This window comes from Chitinivibrio alkaliphilus ACht1, from assembly GCF_000474745.1.
Taxonomy (GTDB): Bacteria; Fibrobacterota; Chitinivibrionia; order Chitinivibrionales; family Chitinivibrionaceae; genus Chitinivibrio; species Chitinivibrio alkaliphilus.
Window position 1 is genome coordinate 1 of record NZ_ASJR01000059.1, and the last position, 1,636, is coordinate 1,636.

Annotated in this window: 2 protein-coding genes; both read right to left on the minus strand. The window is 43.6% G+C overall.

The annotated features are described in order from the left end of the window. A partial coding sequence (locus tag CALK_RS11610; protein ID WP_034638371.1) for an MBG domain-containing protein occupies nucleotides 1-1,002 on the minus strand: 1,002 nt, incomplete at its 3' end. 228 nt (nucleotides 1,003-1,230) lie between these two features. Beyond that, the gene (locus tag CALK_RS12965; RefSeq protein WP_155851875.1) at nucleotides 1,231-1,383 is read right to left on the minus strand and encodes a hypothetical protein; all 153 of its coding nucleotides are present in this window, start codon (nucleotides 1,381-1,383) and stop codon (nucleotides 1,231-1,233) included. Nucleotides 1,384-1,636 lie beyond the last annotated feature (253 nt).

The following is a 1,636-nucleotide window of genomic DNA, read 5'->3' on the forward strand; positions in this document are numbered from 1 at the left end:
GCTGACACGGTCATCTGAAAAACCCGTACCCGTTACATCAGTGGTACCGTCATAGATCTTGGAATCTGCATCAAAATCACTCAAGTTAAGGGTACGAGCGCCAATGCTGAGTTCTCCGTCCTCAAAGGTGATCTCATAGTTATCGCTGGTAAAACCTTCAGGGGTGATCGTATATTCACCCACATCGGTGGCGTCAACGGCATCGCCGCTAAAATCAAGACTTCCGTCCAGATCGGTTTCATCATCACCCGATACAAACCCCGTATAGGTTACGGTAAAACCAGTATAGGGATCTCCGTCATAGGTCTTGCTTTTATCATCCGCCTCTACGGTTAAGGGAGCGGGGGTTATATTCGCTGTGGCCGTGGGAGCACCATCAAGATCAAGTGTATATGCAGCTGCGTCAGTACCAGCTAAATCTGCACTAACAATGGTCACCATAATGTCATTACCTACATCTGAAGAGGCAAACTCTATGACAATATTAGAAAGGGACACATCATCTTCATCCATTTGTGACTCACCTATATCTTCCCAGTAGGCAGTATCATCTGGCGGAGGGTCGCTACTCCATCGATCATTCTCCAGAAATGCATAATCCCTGCCGTTATAAGAAACGGTATCAGTATCGTAATATTGCTGGGCCATCCACGTAGGGTACATCAAAGAGCCCTGTACACCATTTAGATATAGATTATTTTCATCAAAGTTTGCAGCCACAGCTCCGTCATACTCTTTATCTACTACAGAAAAACTACCGCCAACGGCCAGATCATACGAAGCCCCTGCAACAAACTCCCATTTATCAGAATCATTCGGTGGAGGAACATCAGACCAGTCTTGGTGAGGTACTCTCCAAGCATATATCCCACCATCATACGTCACGGTGTCACCAGGATTGTATGAACCAGTTACCCATTGCGGATAATCTGCTAAAACAGGCAGAGATATAACAAAAATGAAGAGAGGTATTAAAAACAGAGAGTTCTTTTTTCTTTCCATACCGCTACCATGACCACCTAACGCCTTTCCGTATCTTTGTAGGAGTACTACAAAAACACTTGCCATATTAACGCAGGACATCCCCCGAACTGCCATGTAGAGTGTGTTACACCACCATGTTTGTAGAGAAAAATAACATTGCAGTGTATAAAGTATAGTATAGAGTATTTCCCATGCAGTGTCAACGAAAAAAGAGCACAAACACAGTCAATGTTTTAAGGTATTGAATTATTGTGTGTTGCAATACAACTGACGATATTGACGATGTATAGACAGGTCTCCATAGGGATCATGAGAACCGGAAATCTCCCGTTCCCCATAATTACTCCCCACTGAATGAAGGCGCACCACCTGCTCTGTTTTGTGTATGGAATAGCGCACATGCCACTTACGAAAGGAAATAGCAAACTCTTCTCCTACAGAAACAATCCGTTTCCGTTCTTTATCCTGCGGCGCAAATGAAAGCTGTATCTGACAAAACTCGTGCAGATCATATCGGTACGTGTCAATAGAAATGAGACAATTTCACATATTTCTATACACCAATTTTGACCGATACATTTGCAGTCTCTGTTTGCAGTCTCTGTTTGCAGTCTCTGTTTGCAGTCTCTGTTTGCAGGTTCTCAGGTTTATT